At 64.4% G+C, this 22,429-nt stretch carries 15 protein-coding genes and 1 pseudogene; 9 read left to right on the forward strand and 7 right to left on the reverse strand.

The genetic code is table 11. The annotated features are described in order from the left end of the window. The first annotated feature begins 246 nt into the window (after window positions 1-246). Window positions 247-795, forward strand: a complete 549-nt coding sequence (locus ACB033_RS06140) for a cytochrome b (protein WP_005303137.1) — start codon at window positions 247-249, stop codon at window positions 793-795. 41 nt (window positions 796-836) lie between these two features. On the opposite strand, the gene ACB033_RS06145 is transcribed toward ACB033_RS06140, so the two are convergent. The 5 genes and pseudogenes from ACB033_RS06145 to ACB033_RS06165 form a co-directional block, all read right to left on the reverse strand. After that, complete coding sequence (locus ACB033_RS06145) at window positions 837-1,478, reverse strand: polymer-forming cytoskeletal protein (protein WP_139726335.1); 642 nt, start codon at window positions 1,476-1,478, stop codon at window positions 837-839. A gap of 175 nt (window positions 1,479-1,653) precedes the next feature. After that, window positions 1,654-5,406 carry an AAA family ATPase gene (locus ACB033_RS06150; protein ID WP_139726334.1) on the reverse strand — a complete coding sequence of 1,251 codons (3,753 nt, stop codon included), beginning with the start codon at window positions 5,404-5,406 and terminating at the stop codon, window positions 1,654-1,656. A gap of 77 nt (window positions 5,407-5,483) precedes the next feature. Next, window positions 5,484-5,585 (reverse strand): annotated as a pseudogene (locus ACB033_RS06155) (exonuclease SbcC); the annotation flags it as partial. Beyond that, window positions 5,582-6,808 (reverse strand): exonuclease SbcCD subunit D C-terminal domain-containing protein, encoded by a 1,227-nt coding sequence (locus ACB033_RS06160; protein ID WP_139726332.1) that lies wholly within the window; start codon window positions 6,806-6,808, stop codon window positions 5,582-5,584. The pseudogene ACB033_RS06155 and the gene ACB033_RS06160, both read right to left, overlap by 4 nt. 102 nt (window positions 6,809-6,910) lie before the next feature. Beyond that, window positions 6,911-7,339 (reverse strand): GNAT family N-acetyltransferase, encoded by a 429-nt coding sequence (locus ACB033_RS06165; protein ID WP_005303147.1) that lies wholly within the window; start codon window positions 7,337-7,339, stop codon window positions 6,911-6,913. Between the two features lie 180 nt (window positions 7,340-7,519). On the opposite strand from ACB033_RS06165, the gene rdgC reads away from it, so the two are divergent. The 4 genes from rdgC to ACB033_RS06185 all read left to right on the forward strand — a co-directional run bounded on the left by rdgC (window position 7,520) and on the right by ACB033_RS06185 (window position 13,998). Beyond that, window positions 7,520-8,431: a recombination-associated protein RdgC gene (gene rdgC / locus ACB033_RS06170; protein ID WP_005303149.1), complete on the forward strand. Its 912-nt coding sequence runs from the start codon at window positions 7,520-7,522 to the stop codon at window positions 8,429-8,431. 177 nt (window positions 8,432-8,608) lie between these two features. Beyond that, window positions 8,609-10,387, forward strand: coding sequence for a gamma-glutamyltransferase (ggt, locus tag ACB033_RS06175; protein ID WP_139726331.1), 1,779 nt, complete (start codon window positions 8,609-8,611; stop codon window positions 10,385-10,387). Window positions 10,388-10,773: 386 nt separating this feature from the next. Further along, window positions 10,774-12,417 (forward strand): YbaL family putative K(+) efflux transporter, encoded by a 1,644-nt coding sequence (gene ybaL, locus ACB033_RS06180; RefSeq protein WP_139431349.1) that lies wholly within the window; start codon window positions 10,774-10,776, stop codon window positions 12,415-12,417. Window positions 12,418-12,816: 399 nt separating this feature from the next. Continuing rightward, window positions 12,817-13,998 (forward strand): M28 family metallopeptidase, encoded by a 1,182-nt coding sequence (locus tag ACB033_RS06185; RefSeq protein ID WP_371140401.1) that lies wholly within the window; start codon window positions 12,817-12,819, stop codon window positions 13,996-13,998. An 83-nt stretch (window positions 13,999-14,081) separates the two neighbouring features. Here the strand turns inward: ACB033_RS06185 and ACB033_RS06190 are convergent, their stop codons facing one another. Further along, window positions 14,082-14,285 carry a hypothetical protein gene (locus tag ACB033_RS06190; protein WP_139726329.1) on the reverse strand — a complete coding sequence of 68 codons (204 nt, stop codon included), beginning with the start codon at window positions 14,283-14,285 and terminating at the stop codon, window positions 14,082-14,084. A gap of 304 nt (window positions 14,286-14,589) precedes the next feature. On the opposite strand from ACB033_RS06190, the gene pykF reads away from it, so the two are divergent. The 4 genes from pykF (at window position 14,590) to ACB033_RS06210 (ending at window position 21,596) form a co-directional block, all read left to right on the forward strand. Next, window positions 14,590-16,002 carry a pyruvate kinase PykF gene (pykF, locus tag ACB033_RS06195; protein WP_139726328.1) on the forward strand — a complete coding sequence of 471 codons (1,413 nt, stop codon included), beginning with the start codon at window positions 14,590-14,592 and terminating at the stop codon, window positions 16,000-16,002. A gap of 150 nt (window positions 16,003-16,152) precedes the next feature. Continuing rightward, a complete protein-coding gene (gene mscK / locus ACB033_RS06200; RefSeq protein ID WP_139726327.1) occupies window positions 16,153-19,476 on the forward strand; it encodes a mechanosensitive channel MscK in 3,324 nt (1,107 codons plus the stop codon). A 210-nt stretch (window positions 19,477-19,686) separates the two neighbouring features. Beyond that, window positions 19,687-20,520: a hypothetical protein gene (locus ACB033_RS06205; protein ID WP_017785177.1), complete on the forward strand. Its 834-nt coding sequence runs from the start codon at window positions 19,687-19,689 to the stop codon at window positions 20,518-20,520. A gap of 65 nt (window positions 20,521-20,585) precedes the next feature. Next, window positions 20,586-21,596, forward strand: a complete 1,011-nt coding sequence (locus ACB033_RS06210; RefSeq protein ID WP_139726326.1) for a beta-propeller fold lactonase family protein — start codon at window positions 20,586-20,588, stop codon at window positions 21,594-21,596. Window positions 21,597-21,652: 56 nt separating this feature from the next. On the opposite strand, the gene ACB033_RS06215 is transcribed toward ACB033_RS06210, so the two are convergent. Beyond that, window positions 21,653-22,393, reverse strand: coding sequence for a dienelactone hydrolase family protein (locus ACB033_RS06215; protein ID WP_139726339.1), 741 nt, complete (start codon window positions 22,391-22,393; stop codon window positions 21,653-21,655). Window positions 22,394-22,429 lie beyond the last annotated feature (36 nt).

Raw genomic sequence — 22,429 nt, forward strand, 5'->3', positions numbered from 1 at the left:
CCGCAACACACCCTGCTCTGCGGCTTTGCATCAGCCGTTCGCCACCCTGACAACCTCTCCCGGATGAGCGAAACCAGTTCTTCGACCGGCGCGCTGCCGGCCTGTTACAAATAACATGTTAAAAACACACAGAGATCAAGGTTTTGACACATCTTCGCAGTAACATGGAAAAAGTGGCCCGGGGGCAGGACGCCCACCCGATGAGACCACCCGTGATGCAATGCAAGCCCCGAGAAGGATACGAACATGTTGAAAAATACCGAACAACGTTATGGCAGCCTGAGCATAGGGCTGCACTGGTTGACCCTGCTGCTGATGATCGCCGTCTATGCGCTGATGGAGTTCAGGGACATTTTCCCCAAAGGGTCGGTCGGCCGCGACCTGATGAAGGAGTTTCACTTCATGGTGGGTCTGCTGATCCTGGCGCTGGTGGTGGTGCGCCTGCTGGTACGCGCGAGCAGCCCCTCACCGCGCATCGTGCCCGAGCTCTCCCCCCTGATGCTCAAGCTGGCCAAACTCGCCCACCTGGCGCTCTATGGCTTCCTGATCCTCACCCCGCTGCTGGGCTGGCTGCTGCTGAGCGCGGGTGGCAAGCCCATCCCCTTCTTCGGCCTTGAGCTTCCCGCCCTCATCGCCCCCAACGACGGCCTGAAGGGCACCATCAAGGAGCTGCACGAGACGCTGGCCAACATTGGCTATGCCCTGATTGCCCTGCACGCGGCGGCATCCATCTACCACCACCACGTACTCAAGGACAACACCCTGACCAATATGCTGCCAGAGCGACGCAGTTAATCCCTTGTCTGCAGAGAGGGGCGTACTCGCCCCTCTTTTGATCAGGCCTGTTTGGCCACCACCTCGGCAGTATCGGCAGCCTTGTTTTTACCTTCAGGCTGCAGTTGCTTGACGTTGCCCTTGCTCTCGCCCTTCTGCTCCTCCTGAGACTGGGACTGGCCGACAAACTGGCCTCCCTTGCGGATGGAGAGGCTCCCGCCCTTGAACAACCCCTTCATCTTGCCGCTTTCGAGTATCTCCACCTCGCTCGAGGCGCAGGTGCCGTCCAGGGTGCCATTGATGATCACATGGGCTGCGCTGACATCCCCTTCAATCCGGCCGCCCTCCATGATGCGTACCGTCCCGCCGTTCAGTTGCAGCGTCCCGACGAACTGGCCATACACATCCAGATTACCCTCCACCTGCAACTCGCCCTTGAAACGGGCCCCCTTGGCGATCACCGTCGTCGTGCTCCCCGCCCCGACCATCTCAGACTCATTGCGCTTTCGTCCAAACATCTTGGTTTTCTCCACCATCAACAGCAGCACCATCAGTAGCAACGGCACTATGGGTAATTTGTAATATGCAGATCCCGCCACATAGAGCAGCAACGCCAGGCCCCAGCAGAACCAGATGAGATACAGCGCGTCACTGCGTGGCCGCATCGCGATGCGAGCCAGGATCCTTTCAGGCATCAATGTCATTGACCATTCCCTCTTGCGGGCAGATGGATGCAAGACCGGGGTCAACCCCTCACTCTCGTTTCCCGCGATACGCGGGTATGGACCTAGCTCAAGCGACCAGATTGACGAAACACTGAAACAAAAAAGCCCCGCCAGATGACGGGGCTGCGATTTCTCAGCAAAGCGAAGCAGGGGCTTAGGGCAGCACCACCCGGCTTTCGCCACCGCCGAGGGCTTCCACCCGCACCTGTACGCCGATCCGCTCCACCAGGGTCTGTACGTGGGAGATGACCCCGATCTGGCGGCCGGCCGCCTGCAGGGAATCGAGGCTTGAGAGCGCCAGATCCAGGCTGTCGGGATCCAGGGTGCCGAAGCCCTCGTCGATAAAGAGCGATTCGACCTGGGTCTGGCGCGACGACAGGCTGGAGAGGGCCAGCGCCAGCGCCAGCGACACCAGGAAGCTCTCGCCGCCGGAGAGGGAGTCCACCGAGCGCACCTCGTCCCCCATGTCGAGATCCACCACCTGCAGTGCCAGATCGGTGCCGGGCACCCGCTCCAGCCGATAGCGGGGGGAGAGCTCGGCAAGCTGGGCGTTGGCCTCCAGCAGCAACCGCTCCAGGGTCAGGCTCTGGGCGAAGGTTCGCAGCTTGGCACCGCTGGCCGAGCCGATGAGATCGGAGAGTCGCTGCCAGTGATCCGCCACCGCCTGCTGGGCGGCCAGCTCCTCCTGCAGGGTGCCTGCCTTGAGGGCAGCCGCCTCGGCCTGGGCTAGCGTGCTCTTGCACTGGAACAGCTGCTCGTCGAGGGCACGGCAGTGCGCCTCCAGCGCCGTCAGCCGGCTGTCGAGCTCCTCTGGCGCCAGCGCTGCCAGCTCGGGGTGATGCTCGCGGTAACGATCCCGCTTGCTCTCCTCCAGCGCCAGCGCCCGCTGCCGCTCGGTCAAACGGGTACGCGCCTCGGCGCGGGCATCCTCCAGCGCCTGCAAGGCGGCGCGGCGCGCCTTGAGCTCATCCGGGCTCATGGCCAGCAGGCGGCGCAGGTCATATTCGGCAATGCCGAGGCTGCTGGCGTGGGCAGCCCAGCGCCCCAGCACCTCCCGCCGCCGCCGGCTGCTCACCTGCTTCTCCTGCTCCAGATGGTTGAGACGGGCCTTGAGCTCGGTCTGGCGCTCACGCAGGGCGCGGGCCGCCCCCTGCATCATCTCCAGCTCGCTGGCCAGCTGCTGCAGCCGCTGCTGCCAGCGATGCTCGACCTGGGCTATCTCCTCGCCCCCCAGACAGGTGGCGCGGCTGGTGACCAGACCCTGCCGTTGCTGTTCATGCTCCTTGTAGTCGCGCTCGAGCTTGTGCAGCAGCTCGCGCTGGTTCTGCAGGCGCGCCTCCTGGGCGCTCAGGGCCGGGGTAAGGCTGGCAATCTCGCCGGCCAACCGCTCCCACTCGCTCTGGCCATGCAGCCAGGCCTCGCAGGCCCGCTGCCACTCGTGCCACTGCTGGCTGCCGAGCCACTGGCGCCAGGGCTGGCCCCCCATCTGCTCGTCGAGCCGGTTGCCCCCCTGCTCGAGGCGCTGGCGCAAGGTCGTCTCCTGCTCGCTCATCGCCTTCACCTCCCCCTCCAGGGCGATGCGCTGGCGGTCTGCCTCCTGCCACTGCTGCTCGAACTGCTGGTGCTGGCTGGCCAGCTGGCTCAACTGCTGGCGCACGGCCTGCAACTGCTGCTGCCCCTGCTGGGCCTCACGCAGTTGCTGCTGGCTGTGGGCCAGCCCCTGCTCCAGGCTCTGGCCACGGCCCAGCAGGGTATTCATCAATTCATTCCACTCGATCGGGCTCTGACCTAGCGGCAGCGGATGGCCGAGCAGGGTATCGCCTCCCAGTTGTTGCCAGCGCAAGGTCAGCTGCTCGGCGCGCGTCTCCAGCTCCGGCAGATGTTGCTGGCGCACCGCCAGTTGACGGGCCAGCTCCTGGCGTTCGCTCTCGCACTGAATGTATTGGTGATTGAGCCGCTCCCACTCGAGCTCCAGGCTGCGGGCACGCTCCGCCAGCTGGCCCAGAATGCCCGCCACCTGCGGCTGGCTCTGGTGATAGGGGTGCTCCTCGGCACCGCACAGCGGGCAGGGTTCACCGTCGCGCAGGATGTGTCGATGCTGCTCGAAACTGGCGATGGCGCGGGACTGCTCCAGCGCGTGACGTGCCTCGTCCCGTTGCAGGGCGAGCCGCTCACGGGCCGGCGCCAGCTCGTCGCCGAGGATGGCCAGCTTGCCGAGCGCCTGCTCCAGCTGGGCTATCTCTTGCTGCAGGCGACCATGCTGCTCGCCGTGATTGCGACCATAGTCCGCCAGCTCCAACAGCTGGCGTAGCTGACCCAGCTGTTCGGTCTGCTGCTGCCACTGCTCCTGCGCCTTGGCCAGTCGCCCCTCCCACTGCTGCTCCTGCAGCTCGTGCTGCTGTTGCTGCAACCGGGTCTGCTCACGCAGCCAGTAGTCGCGCTCCTGCTGCCCCTGCTCAAGCTGGTGCTGCAACTGCCTGAGGGCACGCAGCTTGTGCTCGCGCAGGGTGAGCAACTGCTGCAGCCTGTCGGCATCTTCGGCCCAATCCTGCATGGCGGTGAGCAGGGGCTGCCATTGGCGGGCCACCGGCGCCAGCTCCTTGTGCTCCTCAAGCCAGGCGCCCCACTGCTGGTGCTGGGCCTTGAGCAGTTCCACCTGCTGGCGCTGCTGGTGCCAGCCCTGCTCCAGGGTGAGCTGCACCTCCCGCTCCTGCGTTCCCTCCTGCTGGATCTTCTGCAGTTGCTGCTGCTTTTCCCTAATGCGGGTATCGAGCTCCTGCGCCCGCTTGAGCTCGGGCTGCAGGGCGCCCCACTCGCGCTCGGCGGCGATCTTCTCTGCCAGCAGCTGCTGCTCGGTGAGGGCGCTCTGCTGGGTCTGCTCCTCCAGCTTGCCAAGCTCGGGGCCGAGCTCGGCCAGCAGTTTCTCCTGCTGCTGCACCTCCAGGGTAAGGCGAGCCAGCTCGTCGTGATCGGCGCGGGCCACCTGGGCCTGCTCGGCGCGGGCGAATTCCTCGCGCTCGGGGGCGGCCGCACCGTGGGCCACCTCTGCGGCGGCAAGGGCCGCCTCCCCCTCCTCACAGGCCTGCAACTGGGCGGCGATGCGGCCGTTGAGGTCGCGCAAATCCTGCATCAGTTGCTGTTGCTGCTGCTCGTGTTTGAGGCTGGTGGCGAGGCTGACCTGCTGGCTCACCCACTGCTCGCGGGTCGCCTCGTCCATCAGCGCCACGTCGCCGAGCCGCTGACTGATGGCGGCGAGCTTCTGCTGCTCCTCCCGCGCCCGCTCATGGGTCTGGACCGAAATGGCGGAATAGAGCTCGGTGCCGGTCATCCGTTCGAGCAGGGCCGAACGCTCGTCGGCGCTCGATTTGAGGAAGGCGGCAAACTCCCCCTGCGGCAGGATGACGGCGCGGCGAAACTGCTCCCAGGAGAGCCCCACCAGCTCGTCGATGCGATCCTGCAGCTCCCGCTTGCTGCCACTGAACACCTGGCCCGACGCCACGTCGGTCAGGCTGCGCTCCTGAGCCTGAAAGCGCCCCTCGGCGCGGTTGCGGGCCCGGCGCACCGCCCAGCGGGCCAGCCAGACCCGGCCGTCGCAGCCGCGAAACTGCACCTCGGCAAAACCGCTGGCGTGGCCGCGGCTGAGGATGCCGCGCACGTCGTTGGCCTTGAGCTTCTCCTCGTCATCCATGCGGCCCACTTCGGCGACGTTCTTGCGATTGGCGATAAAGCGCGGCATCTCGTCGTAGAGCGCCAGACAGATGGCATCGAGCAGGGTGCTCTTGCCGGCGCCGGTATTGCCGGTGATGGCAAACAGGCCGGCGGCCCCCAGGGCACCACCGGCAAAATCGATGGTGAATTGACCGGTCAGGCTGGCGAGGTTCTCACCACTCAAAGAGAGGATCTTCATACGCCACACGCCTCCATCCATACCGACCCGATATCGCGGGTGCTCTTGCCCACATCCGCCCGGGTATTGCCGGTGATGGTAAACAGACCGGCGGCCCCCAGGGCGCCACCGGCAAAATCGAGGATAAAGGGGCCGGTCAGGCTGGCCAGATTCTCCCCTGACAGCGACAAGATTTTCATGCATTGGCCTCCTTCACCTGCTCCAGGATCTCTTCAAACGACGCCACCAGCTCAGCCTCCGGCTCTCCGTCAAACTGACGCTGATAACAGAGGCGGAACACTTCTGTGGGGGAGAGCTCATCGAGCCGGCGCTGGCCGGCGCCGTCCGCCAGCCCCTGCCCCGAGCCCTGATAGCTGGTCGTGATGCGGGCCAGGCGCACCGGCTTGTCGCCGATGGCGGCCAGCACGCGCTCGCGGATGCGGGCCTCGGGTTTGGGCAGCAGCAGCCGCACCTCGAGGAAGGGCTGTGCCTGCTGCGGGCAAGCGGGCAGGTCCAGCGCCTCGATGGCCTGGAGCGCCTCGTCGAAGCCGCTCTGGGGCAGCCGGATCATCTCCACCGCGCGGGGCACCGGGATCCGCTCAAGGCGGGCCAGCTTGCCCCCCTCAAACGTCACCTCCAGCACCTGATGGTTGTAGTTCGCCTCGGCCAGCGAGAGCGGCAGCGGCGAGCCGCTGTAGTGCACCCCCTCGGCCGGGCTCTGGGCCAGGTGCAGGTGGCCCAGCGCCGTGTAGTCGGCGGCGGCAAACAGCTCGGCAGGCAGGGCGTGCTGGTTGCCGCCGAGCACCCGCCGCTCGGAGAGCTCGGAGAGCTGGCCCGCCGCCAGATAGGCGTGGCCCATGGCGATGAGGGCCTGATCCGGATTGCAGCGCGCCCGCCCCTCGCTCAGCACCGCCTCATAGACCTGGCGTACCCCTTCGATCAGTCTGTCCTGCCCCTCGCTGAGCCCTTCCGGGCGCAGATCGCTGCTGCGCAGAAACGGCACGGCGGCGCACCAGGCGGCCACCTCGCCGTTTTTGCCTCGCAGCGGCACCAGCAGGCGCTCGGTCTCGAGCCGCCCCTCGTCGTCCCGACTGATGCTGCCCACCAGATGCAGGTCGAAGGCGCGCAGCAGCTCGTGGGGGGCATCCAGCTTGGAGGGGGAGTCGTGGTTACCGCCGATGAGCACCATCTCCAGTGCCGGGTGCTCGGCGCGCAGCCTGGCCAGAAAGCGGTAGAGCTGCTGCCAGGCGCTGGCGGGGGGATTGGCGGTGTCGAACAGATCGCCCGCCACCAGCAGGGCGTCGATGTCACGGCTCTTGATGGTGTCGGCCAGCCAGTCGAGAAAGGCATCGTGTTCAAAACGGCGGTCATGGCCATGGAGTTGGTGGCCAAGGTGCCAGTCGGCGGTATGCAGGATCTTCATGAAAAAACGGCTCGTATGGAGGTGGTGCCAGCAGCACCCGATGCAGACAAGATGAGGATATGCCTCCCTTTTTTCAAGCCGGACCGGGTGCTGGCGTCAGATTCAGGCGGGCTCGCAGCACATCTGGTACTGGGGATGACCGGTGAGCGGGTCGGCCAGCTCCCCCTCGATCACGAAACCGTGGCGACGATAGAAGCGCACCGCCTGATCGTTTTCCACGAAGACCCGGGCATGCAGCCTGGCCCCCTTGGACTTGGCCTCCTGCAGCAGGGCATGACCCACCCCCCGCCCCTGACGGTCGGGGCGCACAAAGAGGGCGGCCAGGTAGTCATCCACCAGCGCCATGAAGCCGAGCAGCTCGCCGCGCTCCTCGAACACCCAGATGCGGGCGCGCTCGAGATAGCGGGTGCGCAGATCTTCCTGCGCCTGCCACCAGCAGGAAGCATCGACAAAATCATGGGCCTGCAGGGAGGCCAGCAACCAGATCTCGACGATCTCGTCCATGTCGTCGGACCGACTCGCCCTCAGCATATTGGTATCCTTGTTAACAACCTTAACATCCGCAGTCTAGGGGAGTTTGATGACGGCTTTGGGGACGGATATGACTCCCTGTGAAGTCGATCGCCCTTTATTTAGCAAGAATGATTGGCTGATCACAAAGCGCCTCTCTAGTACAATGCCCGCCGGACAATCTATGAGACCGAGGACGCCATGTGGTTTAAAAACCTGCAGATTTATCGCTTTACCCGCCCCTTCGAGCTGACCGTCGAGCAGCTGGAAACCCAGCTGGAAGCCTGTGCCTTCACCCCGTGCGGCAGCCAGGACATCTCCCGGTTCGGGTGGGTCAAGCCCCTTGGCAAATTCGGCTCCACCCTGACCCACTCCGCCGCCGGCCACATCCTGCTGTGCGCTCGCAAGGAAGAGAAGATGCTGCCCGGCACCGTGGTCAAGGAGATGCTGGCGGAGAAGGTAGAGGCGATCGAGTTCGAACAGGGCCGCGCCCTCAAGAAGAAAGAGAAGGAAGCGCTCAAGGAAGAGATCATGCACACCCTGCTGCCGCGCGCCTTCAGCCGCACCAGCCAGACCTTCGCCTGGATCAACCCGGCCGACAACCTGATGGTGGTCGACGCGGGCTCCGCCAAGAAGGCGGACGATCTGCTGGCTCTGCTGCGCAAGTCCATCGGCACCCTGCCGGTGGTGCCGGTGGCCCTCAAGAACCCGCCCGAGATCACCATGACCGAGTGGCTGAACGAGGGCAACCTGCCCGCCTCCTTCACCCTGGAGGACGAGGCCGAGCTGCGCAGCGCCATGGAGCATGGCGGCATCATCCGCTGCAAGCAGCAGGATCTGATGAGCGACGAGATCAAGAACCACCTGGCCAACGACAAGCTGGTCACCAAACTGGCCCTCAACTGGGGCGAGACCCTGAGCTTCGTGCTGGGGGACGATCTCTCCATCAAGCGCCTGAAATTCAGCGAAGAGCTGCGCGAGCAGAACGACGACGTCACCAGCGAAGATCCGGCCGCCCGTCTGGACGCCGACTTTGCCCTGGTGACCGCCGAGCTGGCCCAGTTCATCCCGGCCCTGTTCGCCGCCCTGGGCGGTGAAGAGCAGTCCATCTAAGCGAATTGGCTCAGCCTGATTGCAAAAAACCGCCTCCGGGCGGTTTTTTTATGGGCGGGCGCCGGTACGACTGTTGATAGATGAGTAACTTGTTGATCTGATTCGACAACTTGAGTCATTAGCGCCAATCGTGACATAGTCCCCCCTCATGCTCATAAAACAGACAAGGAGAGTGTCATGTTGCGCAAACCGCTGGGGCTGGCCATTGCCCTCGCTCTGCTGGCCGGCTGCGCCGCTCAGCAGAGCCCGCAAAATCCCCCCGCCCACACCCTGATCGCGCCGGAGGCCGCCAGCGGCTGGCAAGAGAAGCAGGGCTGGCAGGGTCACGACTTCATGGTGGCCGCCGCCAACCCGCTGGCGGTGGAGGCGGGCTACCAGATGATCCAGGCCGGCGGCAGCGCGGTGGACGCCGCCATCGCGGTGCAGCTGGTGCTGACCCTGGTGGAGCCGCAATCCTCCGGCATCGGCGGTGGCTCACTCATGCTGGTGTGGGATGGTCAGAAAGTCACGGCGGTGGATGGTCGCGAGACGGCCCCCGCCGCCGCCACCGATCAGCTGTTCATGAAGGATGGCAAGCCGATGGCCTTCTACGACGGCGTGGTGGGCGGGCGCTCGGTGGGCGCCCCCGGCACGGTGCGGGCACTGGCGCTGGCCCACCAGCGTTACGGCAAGCTGCCCTGGGCCAGCTTGTTCGAGCCCGCCATCACCCTCGCGGAGCAGGGGTTCGTGATAAGCCCGCGGCTGGCCGCGCTGCTGGCCAAGGATCCCTATCTTGCAAAAGACCCGGATGCACGGGCCTACTTCTATCAGGCCGACGGCAGCCCCAGAGCGGCGGGCAGCCGGCTGACCAACCCGGCGCTGGCCAAGGTGCTGCGTACCCTGGCAAGTCAGGGGCCGGACGCCTTCTATCGCGGCCCGCTGGCCGAGGCCATGGTGGCCAAGGTGCACGCTCACCCGACCAACCCCGGGGTACTGAGCGCGGTCGATCTGGCCAGCTACCGCGCCAAGCTGCGCGACGGCCTCTGCTTTGACTATCGCCAGAGCCGGGTGTGCGGCTTCCCGGCCCCCTCGTCCGGCACCATAGCACTCGGCCAGATCTTCGGCATGCTGGAGAGCCGCGACATGGCGGCCCTCAAGCCGGTGCCAGGGGAGCAGGGCCAGCCGGCCGCCTCTGCCGAGGCAATCCACCTCTACAGCGAGGCGGCGCGGCTCGCCTTTGCCGACCGCAACCAGTACGTGGCGGACAGCGACTATGTGGCGGTCCCCGTCAGCGGCCTGCTCGACAAGCACTATCTGGCCCGGCGCGGCGCCCTCATCGGCGAGCGCCCCATGGGGCTGGCCAACGCGGGCACCCCGCCGCTGGCGCCGGCTCGCGGCCAGGATGCGACCCCTGAGCTCCCCTCCACCAGCCACATCTCCATCGTCGACAAGGCGGGGATGGCGGTCTCCATGACCAGCTCCATCGAAGACGGCTTCGGCTCGCGGCTGATGGTCAACGGCTACCTGCTCAACAACCAGCTCACCGACTTCTCCTTCACCTCGCTGGATGCCGCCGGGCTGCCGGTGGCCAACCGGGTGGAGCCGGGCAAGCGACCGCGCTCCTCCATGTCCCCCCTGCTGGTGTTTGACAAGAGCAGCGGCGAGCTGGAGATGAGCCTGGGCTCCCCGGGGGGCTCAGCCATCATCAACTACGTGGGCAAGACGCTGCTGGGCACCCAGGATTGGGGGCTCAACCTGCAACAGGCGATCAATCTGCCCAACTTCGGCAGTCGCAACGGCCCCACCGAGCTGGAGGCGGGCCGCACCCCGGCCGCCGTGGTCGAGGCGCTCAAGGCGAAGGGACACGAGGTGGTGCTGAGCGAGCAGACCTCGGGCCTGCAGGGGGTGCAGCGCAACCCCGGCGGCTGGCTTGGCGCCGCCGATCCGCGCCGGGAGGGGATCGCCAAGGGTAAGTGAGCCCAGAGGTATGCACCCAACCCTCAATGCAACGAAGCGGCCGGTCGGCCGCTTTTTTTGTGAGGCCAGGCTGCGCTCGCCCTGGCCACAAAAATCATCACCGATTGATTAATGCTGCCAAGCCAGGTCAATAAAAATAGAGACGCTCACCTTAAAACCATCACTTATCCACTTTTAATCTCAAAAATTCCTTTAAATGTGGATAAAGATTGCCTTTACGCCAAAAACGTATTATTTTTCAACAGAAACGGCAACTGTTGTCCCTCAGACACGCCCCGTGCACGGGACCAGCATCTGTCTCTTTCGCCCCCTGCTCATTGACAGCTGCCCTCTTCACCCGCGCGGTGATCTGGTAGCCCCCTGACTGCCATTAGCGAGGTGACGACATGGACCACACCCTTCCCCTGATTACCACCCTGGTCGGCGGCTTCGTGCTGGCCTACATCCTCGGCATGCTGGCCCAGCGCCTCAAGATCTCCCCCATGGTGGGCTATCTGGCGGCCGGCGTCATCTCGGGCCCCTTCACCCCAGGGTACGTGGCCGACATGAAGCTGGTGCCCGAGCTGGCGGAGCTGGGGGTCATCCTGCTGATGTTCGGAGTGGGGCTGCACTTCTCCTTTCGCGATCTGATGTCGGTAAAGCGGATCGCCATCCCGGGCGCCATCGCCCAGATCGCGGTCGCCACCCTGCTCGGTATGGGGCTCGCCTCCCTGCTGGGGTGGGATCCGGTTGCCGGCCTGATGTTCGGCCTCGCCCTCTCCACCGCCAGTACCGTGGTGCTGCTGCGGGCACTGGAGAGCCGCCAGAATCTGGAGACCCTGCAGGGGCGCATCGCCATCGGCTGGCTCATCGTCGAGGATCTGGTGATGGTGCTGGCGCTGGTGATGCTGCCCATCATCGCCGACATCAAGTTCGGCGAGCAGGCCATGAGCTGGCAGAGCATAGCGCTGGATCTGGGCTGGACCCTCGGCAAAGTGAGCCTGTTCGTGGCGCTGATGATGGTGGTGGGCAGCCGCTTCATCCCCTGGCTGCTGACCCACACCGCCAGCACCGGCTCGCGCGAGCTGTTCACCCTGGCGGTGCTGACCTGCTCCCTTGGCATCGCCTTCGGCGCGGTCAAGCTGTTCGGCGTCTCCTTTGCCCTCGGCGCCTTCTTCACCGGCATCGTCATGAACCGCTCCGAGCTGAGCCACCGCGCCGCCAACAACACCCTGCCGCTGCAGGACGCCTTCGCCGTGCTGTTCTTCGTCTCGGTGGGCATGCTGTTCAACCCGGCGGTGCTGCTGACCGAGCCGCTGGCGGTGCTGGCCACCCTGTTCATCATCATGTTCGGCAAGTCGGCGGCGGCCTACGCCATCGTGCGGCTGTTTCGCTACAGCAAGCGTACCGCCCTCACCATCTCCGCCAGTCTGGCCCAGATCGGCGAGTTCTCCTTCATCCTCATCGGGCTGGCCATAGTGCTGAAACTGGTGCCGGAAGGAGCCCGTGACCTGATCCTGGTGGGTGCCAGCCTCTCCATCATGCTCAACCCGCTGGTGTTCAACGCCGTCGAGCGCTACCTGGAGAAACAGCCGGACGCCGACAACACCCAGGTGCTGGCCGAGTGCACATGCCCGCCGGTGGAGATGAAAGGCCACACCATACTGGCGGGCTATGGCCGGGTCGGCCGTCTGCTGGTGAACGGCCTGCAGCAGGCCGGGCGCGAGCTGGTGGTGATCGAGCAGGATCCGCACCGGCTGGAGAGCCTGCGCCAGGCCGACATTCCCCACGTCAACGGCAACGTGGCCGATGACGAGGTGCTGTGCCGCGCCGCCATCGCCGACGCCAGCTGGCTGCTGGTGGCCATCCCCAACAGCTTCGAGGCCGGCGAGGCCATCGCCCAGGCCAGGCTCATCAACCCGACCATCCGGGTGATCGCCCGTGCCCACAGCGACGACGAGGTGAGCTTTCTCACCAGGCAGGGGGCAGACAAGGTGATCATGGGGGAGCGGGAGATAGCCCTCGGCATGCTGGCCCAGGCGACCGCCTGAACCCGCATTCAGATGCAGAAGAGGGGCACAGCCCCTCTTTTTTATGCCTCTTTGTATACCCGCGCTTTTGGGCACCCAGGCCCCTCCTCACCCATTCCCGCCGGCGTTTCGCGCCGATATGGCATAGTTTGACTCCCTTTGTCAGCCCCCCAGGTCAGGGCCGAGCGCCGCTGCTGCCGCGAGCACGCTGCGCACATCCCCCTCACCAGCACAAAGCTCCGCCAGCCACCCTCGCCGGCCCGCAGTAGACAGCAGATCCTGCAGCGGCCCCCACCGGACGGGGGTAGGGTCGCGCCAGATGGTCAAATTCCGAGGTCTGCCTCCTTAGCTAGACTGGGCCAGTCGTCTTATGACACCCATTTGGCACATGTGCCCACAACCAATCTGGAAGGATCCGCCATGAAACCCTTGTTGACTGCCCTCTTGCTCCCCCTGCTGCCCCTCGCCGTACAGGCCGCCGAGCCCGTCTGGATCACGGTCGGTGCCGACAGCGGCGTCGAACTCAAACAGGTGAAGGCCAAGCTGGCCCCCCTGTTCAGCGCCAGCGGCGCCCCCATCCAGCTGGCCCAGGTCGAGGCGAGCGAGCTCGGCACCCTCTCCCACCTGATGCACGAAGGTCACCAGCGCTGCGGCGGCTACGTGGTGCACAGTACCCTGGCCGACGCCCTGCAGAGCATGGCCCAGCCCATCAGCCAGAACCTGTTCAGCGCCCCGCCGCTGACCCAGGGAGCCAGCGTCAACCGGCTGCTGCCCTATCTGGATCAGGGCAACATAGTCGGTACCATCAGCCAGCTCGCCAGCTGGCGCAACCGCTACTACACCACCACCACGGGGGTGCAGTCGGCGGACTGGGTGGCCGGCCAGTGGCAGACCCTGAGCGCGACCCTGCCCTGGGCCAGCGTCAGCCGGGTCAAGCACAGCGGCTATCCGCAGCAGTCCGTGGTGCTGACCCTCAAGGGCAGCCGCTATCCGGACGAAGTGGTGGTGCTCGGCGGTCACCTCGACTCCACCGCGGGCTCGGCCCCCAACAGCCGCACCCTGGCCCCCGGCGCCGATGACGATGCCTCCGGCATCGCCACCCTGACCGAGGTACTGCGGGTCATCGCCGAGCAGGGTCGCCAGCCGGAGCGCACCCTGCAGTTCATCGGCTATGCGGCGGAAGAGGTGGGGCTGCGCGGCTCCAAGGACATCGCCACCCGCTACAAGGCGGCCAACACCAAGGTACTGGCGGCGCTGCAGCTGGACATGACCAACTACCAGGGCTCGGCGGAAGACATCGTCTTCATGACCGACTACACCGACAAGGGGCTGACCAGCTATCTGGCCCAGCTGCTCGACGCCTATCTGCCCCAGATCCGCTACGGCTATGACAGCTGCGGCTACGGCTGCTCGGATCACGCCTCCTGGCACAATCAGGGCTACCCGGCCGCCATGCCGTTCGAGTCGCGCTTCAACGACTACAACCCCAACATCCACACCGCCCGGGACACCTTGCAGAACTCGGATCCCTCGGCTGCCCACGCCCTCAAGTTTGCCCAGCTGGCCACCAGCTTCGCCATCGAGATGGGCAAGATAAACTGAGCCGCCAAGGCGCGGTGACGCACCCAACACAAGAGGGAGGCCAGGCCTCCCTCTCTTCTTTTCAAACCTGCCGCTCAGGGCTGTCAATTCGTCCCGGCAAGCGGGAGATTGGAGCGCGGCAAGCCTGGCTGCGCGTGGGCCGTGGCGGCCTGCGCATGCAGCCTTTCAAGGCGCTCGAACGCGCGCAGCGTGCCATCGCGAGGAGCGGGATCGGCCGGCCAGCAGCTGGCGGGCAGCGCCTGCACACCCAGCAGGGCGACGGACAACAGCAGCAGATAAGGGACCATCTTGCAGCACTCCGGTGGCAGCAGAGTGTCTATTCTTGTCGGGGACCGATGACGGTTTGATGAAGGGACGGGATCGTCATTTTACAACATTTGACGAAGCGGGCCGGCGCCGAGATACATATGGCGACATTTATGCCAAATCTGCGCTGACCAGTTAATTTATGCCCTAAAAAGTAGCCGGGAGGAAAACGTTATCCCTGAAAAGAAAACGTTATCTGGTCAAAACGTTGTTTCTGGATCATAAAAAGTATCCAAAAACTGGTGTATATTGCACGGCGGAAACTCCTTAACCATGAAGACTGACATGAAAAAGACCAAAATCGTCTGCACCATCGGTCCCAAGACCGAATCCAAAGAAATGCTGGCCAAGATGCTGGACGCCGGCATGAACGTCATGCGCCTGAACTTCTCCCACGGCGACTACGCCGAGCACGGTGGTCGCATCAGCAACCTGCGCGCTGTCATGGCCGAAACCGGCAAGCACGCAGCCATCCTGCTGGACACCAAGGGTCCGGAAATCCGTACCATCAAGCTGGAAGGCGGCAACGACGTGGCTCTGGTCGCTGGCCAGACCTTCACCTTCACCACCGACCAGACCGTGGTTGGCAACAAAGACAAAGTCGCCGTGACCTATGCCGGTTTCGCCAACGACCTGCGCGTCGGCAACCGCATCCTGGTTGACGATGGCCTGATCGGTCTGGACGTCATCGAAATCACCGAGCGCGAAGTTGTCTGTAAAGTACTGAACAACGGCGATCTGGGCGAGAACAAAGGCATCAACCTGCCGGGCGTCTCCATCAAGCTGCCGGCCCTGGCCGAGAAAGACAAGCGCGATCTGATCTTCGGTTGCGAGCAGGGTGTTGATTTCGTTGCCGCCTCCTTCATTCGCAAGAAAGAAGACGTGCTGGAAATCCGTGAGCACCTGAAAGCCCACGGTGGCGAGAACATCCAGATCATCTCCAAGATCGAAAACCAGGAAGGCCTGGACAACTTCGACGAAATCCTGGCTGTCTCCGACGGCATCATGGTTGCTCGTGGCGACATGGGTGTCGAAATCCCGGTTGAAGAAGTGATCTTCGCCCAGAAGATGATCATCGAGAAGTGCAACAAAGCCCGCAAAGTGGTCATCACCGCCACCCAGATGCTGGACTCCATGATCAAGAACCCGCGTCCGACCCGCGCCGAAGCCGGTGACGTGGCCAACGCCATCCTGGACGGTACCGACGCAGTCATGCTGTCCGGTGAGTCCGCCAAGGGCAAATACCCGCTGGAAGCCGTGACCATCATGGCCACCATCTGCGAGCGTACCGATGCCGTGATGCTGTCCAACCTGTCTGCTGCCAACGACAGCAACAAGCTGCGCATCACCGAAGCCGTATGTAAAGGCGCGGTAGAGACCTCCGAGAAGCTGGACGCCCCGCTGATCGTGGTTGCCACCGAAGGCGGCAAGTCTGCCAAGGCCATCCGCAAGTACTTCCCGAAAGCCTGGATCCTGGCCATCACCACCAACAAGAAGACCGCAGCCCAACTGGTACTGACCAAGGGTGTGGTTGCTCACGTGGTTGACAGCATCGCCTCCACCGACGATTTCTATCGCATCGGCAAAGAAGCGGCGCTGGCCAGCGGCATGGGTCTGAAGGGTGACGTGGTTGTCATGGTCTCCGGTGCCCTGGTACCGAGCGGCACCACCAACACCGCTTCTGTTCACGTTCTTTAATCGGAACTGAACAAGCTGAAAACGGCGCCCGCGGGCGCCGTTTTTTTTATCTCGCCCCCCTGCTGCCCCTTTCTGCCCGGTGTTAGAATCCACGCGGATTTAATCCAAGTGGGACATCTCCCGAATATCGCGTAATAACCCGGAAGTTTTATGCTCTCAATACCGTTCAAAAGAGCCTCGGCCACCCTGTTGCCGCTGCTCTGCTTACTCGTCAGTCTCTGCGCCCCGCAAGCCATGGCGCAGGACGTGCCCCAACGTACCAGCGTACAACGGGCACTCGACGCCCTTGGCAAGTCGGACACCCTCACCGTCAGCCAGCAGGCCGACCAGAAATTCCTGACCGACACCCTCTCCCTGCTCGACAGCATCGAGAAAGAGAAGAGCAAGGCCAGAAGCCAGAACGAGCGCGTCCGCTCCCTGCCGGCCGAGCTGCGCGACATCAGCGCCAGACTGGATGCCCTGACCCAGGGCAAGAGCGCCGAGCAGATCAAGAGCGAATACGCCAGCATGAGCCTGAGCGAGCTGGAGAGTCGCCAGCCCGACGTCATGGCCAACATGCAGGATGCCCAGGAGGCCCTCGGCACCATCGGCAGCCAGCTCACCAACCTGCAGACCCTGCCGGAGCGGGCCCAGGCCAGCATGAGCCGCGCCTATCAGCGCAGCCAGGAGATCCGTACCCGCCTCAACGCCGGTGACGGGGTGAGCAGCGCCGAGAAGATGAAGCTCAATGTCGAGCTGGCCCTGCTGGATCTGCAGCTGGCCAACCTGCAGAAGGAACTGGACAACCGCACCAGCATGCAGGATCTGGCGGTCAAACAGCGCGACTACCAGACCGCCCGCCTCGCGAGCGAAGAGCAGAAGCTGCAACTGCTGCAGGAGCAGAGCAGTGCCAAGCGCCTGGGCGACACTGAGAAGACCGCCGAACAGACCGGTGAGCTGGTGGCCGCCGCCGACAGCCCGCTGGTGCAAAAGGAGCAGGAGCTCAACCACCAGCTCAGCCAGCAGCTGGTCAGCGCCACCGCCAGCCTCAACTCGCTGGTGCAGAAGAACCTGCAGGCCAAGAGCTGGCTGGAGCGCGGCACCCAGACCGAACGAAACCTCAACGAACAGGTGCAGATGCTCAAGGGCAACCTGCTGCTGTCGCGCATCCTCTATCAGCTCTACCAGCAGCTGGAGTCCTCCCCCTCCACCCTGGTGAAGAACCTGGAGGAGCAGATCGCCGACCTGCACCTGGCCCAGTTCGAACTGAGCCAGCAGCGTGACCAGCTGTTCCAGAAGACCCAGTATCTGGACAACCTGATCGCCAATAGCAGCGAGCCGGTGAGCGAGGAGGACAGAGCCAGCCTCTCCAAGCTGCTCGACACCCGCATCAGCCTGCTCGACCAGCTCAACCGCCAGCTGGATGCCCAGCTGACCAACGCCATCAGCCTGCAGCTGACCCAGCAGCAGCTGGCGCGGATCTACTCCTCCATCGAGTTCACCCTGCAGCAGCACATCTTCTGGGTGAGCAGCAACAAGCCCATCGACGGCAAGTGGTTCATCAGCTGGCCGGCCCAGGCCTACAAGCAGGCCTCCGACTGGGTGCTGAAACCGGACTGGAGCGGCTGGGGTGAAACCTTGCTGCCCATCACTCTGCTGGCCCTGCCGCTGCTGCTGATAGGTGGCCTGCTGATCTGGAAGCGCCCGACGCTGATCGAGCGACAGAAGAAGATCACCAAGGATCTGGGGCGTTTTCGCCAGGACAGCCAGTGGCACACCCCGGCAGCCCTCTGCTATACCGTGCTGCAACGCCTGCCGGGCAGCCTGTTCATTCTGGCTGCCGGCCTGCTGCTGACTGACTGCGGTTTGCTCAGTTCCAAGCTGATTTTCCAGATCACCCTCAACCTGGCGCTCGGTTATCTGGTGTTCAGCGTCTATCTGGCGGTGATGCGGCCGGGCGGCATCGCCGAGAGCCACTTCCGCATTCCGAAAGCCGATCTGCAGGCCAAGCGCACCAGCATGCGCTACCTCTGGGTGCCCTTGCTGCCGCTCATCATGCTGTCGACCAAGGCGGTGGTGGAACCCTCCTCCCTTGGCAACGACGTGGTGGGTCAGGCGCTGACCCTGGCCCTGCTGGGGCTGGCCGCCTACCTGGTGTTCCCCATCTCCCGCGCCCGCATCAAGGGCGAGGCGAGCATGCAGCAGTCCATCACCGCCATCGCCCTGGCGCTGGCACCGGTGGCGCTGATCGTGCTGGTGGGACTGGGCTACTACTACACCGCCCTCAAGCTGACCGGCCGGCTGATCGAGTCCTTCTACCTGCTCATCCTCTGGAGCCTGGTCTATCGTACCGCCCTGCGCGGCCTCGAGCTCGCGGCCCGTCGCCTGGCCTATCGCCGTGCGGTGGCCAAACGCGAACACAAGGCCCAGGAGGATGCGGAAGGGGGAGATACCATCGAAGAGCAGCCCATGGATCTGGAGGATGTCAGCCAGCAGTCGCTGCGTCTGACCCGTACCGTGCTGTTGCTGATCTTCGGCGTCGCCTTCTACTGGCTCTGGTCCGATCTGGTGGCGGTCTTCTCCTACCTCGACAGCATGGTGCTGTGGCACCGCACTGAAGGGACAGGGGCCAATGCCGTGATGTTCCCGATCAGCCTGAGCGACGTGCTGATAGGCTTCCTGCTGCTGGGCGGCGCCTGGTCGCTGGCCCGCAACCTGCCGGGTCTGCTGGAAGTGCTGGTGCTCTCCAAGCTGAACCTGGCCCAGGGCACGGCCTACGCCATCACCACCATGCTCAACTACGTGCTGATCGGGGTCGGCTCACTGACCGCCCTCTCCATGATGGGGGTACAGTGGGACAAGCTGCAGTGGGTCGCCGGTGGTCTGTCGGTCGGTATCGGTTTTGGCATGAAGGAGATCCTCTCCAACTTCGTCTCCGGCATCATCATACTGTTCGAGCGTCCGGTGCGGATCGGTGACACCGTCACCATCGGCTCCTTCTCCGGCACCGTCTCGCGGATCCGCATTCGCGCCACCACCCTGACCGACTTCGACCGCAAGGAGGTGATCATCCCCAACCAGCAGCTGATGACCGAGCGGCTCATCAACTGGTCGTTGAGCGATACGGTCACCCGGGTCATCGTACGGGTAGGTGTGGCCTACGGTTCGGATCTGGAGCTGACCCGCACCCTGCTCAAGCAGGCGGCGGACGAGAACAGCCGCGTGCTCAAGGATCCGGCGCCCATCGTCTACTTCCTCACCTTCGGTGCCAGCACCCTGGATCACGAGTTGCGCTTCTTCGTGAGCGAGCTCGGCGATCGCAACCCGGCGGTGGACGAGCTGAACCGCAAGATAGACCAGCTGTTCCGCGAAAACAGCATCGAGATCGCGTTCAACCAGATGGATGTCTACATCAAGAACATGAAGGACGAAGAGCAGAAGGTGGAGTCCGACTCCGCTCAGCCTCCCGCCCTGCCGGGCCCCCAGCCCGGTTAAGACAGCTCCTCATCTCGTTCGAAGGCCCCGCAAGGGGCCTTTTTTGTGTCGGTGGCCCACCGCCTGCGCTGGTTTTGTGACGGGCTGGCCAGAATGGGGCACGGTTTGTCGCTAGCCTGAAGCGCTTGCCTCCCCGGATGACGGGGCCTGCCAATCCCGGCCGGCCGCGATACACTGAGGAGCCGACCCCCACATTTGCCAAGGTGCGCCATGAGTTCCCAACCCTCTCTGCTCTCTTTTCTCGGCTCTCCCCTACTCGGAGTGGCCGCCACCTATGTCGACCCCGCCAGCAAGGAGACCGGCGTCTACATCTGCGGGGTCGAGATCCAGCCAGACGACGAGCTGCTGCTGACCTTCCCCAAGGGGCACCAGCTGGCGGTGGGGGAGAAGATCACCCTGCATCTGGACAACCGCACCGGGGTCGACGAGTACGACGCCTCCTTGAGCGTCTATCGCGTCTCCTACAAGGGGGTTATCGCCCGCACCGCTCCGGACAGGGTGCAGGTCACCCCGCTGCAGTTCGAGCTCTGGTACGGCAACCGGGTGGTCTACGGCTTCGCCCAGCCGGGCTATCAACATCCGGCCGATGAACGCCCCGCTCGCGAGCTGCCCGTCACCCCGCTCACCGGCCTGCCGGTGCCTGACTTGCGTGAGGTTGAGAACAAGATCGGAGTGCTGGTGACCCGGGCCCAGTCCCAGCCCCACACCACGGTACTGGCGTTTCTCTCCTCCGATGAGGACGACATCTTCTTCATCACCTTCCCCGAGACCTTCAAGTCGCAGTTGCTCAAGCGCGACGGCCGCTGCCACTTCGCCATCGACTCGCGGGCGGTGTTCACCTACACCCGCGCCATTGAGTGGAACTACACCATCATCGCCGCCGATGCTTACCAGATCCCGCAGGATCACCCGCTGTTCGAACCTATCCGCGCCGCTTTCGTGCAGAAGAACCCGTGGGAAGTGGGCTTTTTCAGCCACCCGCAGGTGGAGCTCTACCACCTCAAGGCCCGCCAGGTGGTCTGCCCGGGCCGGGCAAAAGAGTAGGCCCAGCCGGGCGCGAAAGAGGATAAGATGGCCTGCGGTTGCCCATGACAAGGAGTGAGAAACAGATGCAGCAGGTCGTTTATGTGGCGAGCCCCGCCAGCCAGCAGATCCACGTATTTGCCTTGGCCGATACTGGGGAGCTCACGCCATTGCAGGTGGTCGACACCCCGGGCCAGGTCCAACCGCTGGTGATCAGCCCGAACGGGCGCTGGCTCCATGCCGCCGTGCGCCCCGATTTCGCCCTGATAAGCTATCGCATCGAGGCCGATGGCCGGCTGGAAACCCAGGGTTCGGCACCGCTGGCGGGCAGCGTCTCCCACACCGCCATCTCGGCCGACGGCCGCTTCCTGCTGGCGGCCTCCTATGCCTTCAATCAGGTTACCGTCTCCGCCATCGGCGCCGACGGCCGGGCAGCGCCCCCCCACCAGCAGCTCGACGGCTTGCAGGCCGCCCATTCGGTCACCCTGCTGCGTGCAAATAAACAGGGCGAGCAGGAGGTGCTGGTCGCCTGCCTCAAGGAGGATTGCATCCGCCGCTTTCTGCTCTGTAAGGAGGGGAGGCTGCGCCCCCATCCGCTGGGGGATCTGGCGACCGCCAGCGGCGCCGGGCCGCGCCATCTTGCGCGGCACCCGAGCAATGGCGACCTCTATTGCCTCAACGAGCTCGACTGCACCATCAACCGCTACCGACCCACCGCCGATGGCGGGATCCGGCTCTGTCAGAGCCTCTCCATGCTGCCAGCCGGTTATCAGGGGGAGCGCTGGGGGGCGGACCTGCACGTGACACCCGACGGGCGTTTTCTCTACAGCAGCGAGCGGGCCAGCAGCCTGCTGACCCAGTTCGCCATCGCACCGGATGGCGAGCTCGGCGTAGTCGGCCACTTCCCGACCGAGACCATGCCCCGCGGTTTTGCCATCGACCAGAGCGGCCACTGGCTGCTGGCGGCCGGGCAGGCTTCCCACCAGCTGGCGGTGCATCGCATCGACCCGATCAGCGGTGCCCTGACCCTGCTGGCACGCTATCACGTGGGGGACGGGGCCATGTGGGTGCTCGTACTGGCACGCCATCAGCCATGATCAACAGACAGCAAAAAGCCATGGCAATGCCATGGCTTGCAAACCAGCGCACAGGGTTACTTTGCGGAGATCTCTGCCAGAAAACCGACCAGGCGTTGCCAGGCAAGGGCATCGGCTTCGGCGTGGTACCTGTCTGATCCAAACACACTGAATGCGTGAGGGGCGCCACTGTAACTGGTCGCTTCATGGCTGATGCCGGCCCTCTCCAGCTCGCCGATCAGGGCGGCAAACTGCCCCAGGCTGACCGCCTCGTCAGCACTGCCATGCTGTATCAGCACACGTCCCCTGACCTGTTGGTAGTTCTGACCTGGCGGTGTCTCCAGCCCGCCATGCACGCTCACTGTACCGTGCAGATCCGCCCCGCTGCGGGCCAGCTCCAGCACGGCGGCTCCTCCGAAACAGTAACCGAGCGCCACGACCTTTTCCGGTTTGCCTCCCAACCTCGTGGCCTCGGCCAGCGCCCCGGCGAGCAGGGCCCGCATGCTCGCCCTGTCCTGGTATAGTGCCCCTGTCAGCCGCTTTTTATCCTCCACCGTAGTGGGTCTCACGCCAACGCCGAACAGATCGGCGGCAAACACCCGGTAACCCAAGGCCGCCAGCATGTCGGCACGCTTCATTTCATACCCGGTCAACCCATCCCAGTCATGGACCAGCAGCACCAGAGTTGACTGCTGACTGGCCCCCGCCAGATGATAACCTTCGAACGTCCGCCCTTCGACCTGATACCTGATTGACCCGGCCTGCAACCCTCCTGCCCACAGAGCCCAGAGCAGGACAAGCATCCTGGTTATTCCCATCATCCACTCCTCTGCCTGGACGGCCAGCTCGCTGAC

The sequence above is a fragment of the Aeromonas sp. S15(2024) genome, assembly GCF_041402265.1.
GTDB lineage: Bacteria > Pseudomonadota > Gammaproteobacteria > Enterobacterales > Aeromonadaceae > Aeromonas > Aeromonas dhakensis.